This is a genomic window from Achromobacter sp. GbtcB20 (assembly GCF_019091095.1).
In the GTDB taxonomy this organism is placed as follows: Bacteria; Pseudomonadota; Gammaproteobacteria; order Burkholderiales; family Burkholderiaceae_B; genus Achromobacter; species Achromobacter mucicolens.
Genome location: NZ_JAGXJZ010000899.1, coordinates 1 through 236 on the forward strand (window position 1 = coordinate 1; position 236 = coordinate 236).

The following is a 236-nucleotide window of genomic DNA, read 5'->3' on the forward strand; positions in this document are numbered from 1 at the left end:
CCGCTTGCGCGGGCTTTTTCGTACAGCGAGCTTTCCATATCGCCACCCGCTGGCGCATGCCGCCCGACAGGACCTTCGGGTAGCGCTGGCGGAAGTCCGACAGCGACAGCATGCGCAGCAATTCGTCCACGGTGCGGGCGATCTCGGCTTTCGGCAGGCCCTTGATGTCGAGGCCGAAGCCGACGTTCTGCTCGACCGTCATCCAGGGGAACAGCGCGTATTCCTGGTACACCATG

General features: G+C 64.0%; 1 protein-coding gene. It reads right to left on the bottom strand.

All coding sequences use genetic code 11. The features are described from left to right. Window positions 1–236, bottom strand: a 236-nt coding sequence (locus KVT32_RS31560) for an ATP-binding cassette domain-containing protein (protein ID WP_217619579.1), incomplete at both ends; no start/stop codon positions are given.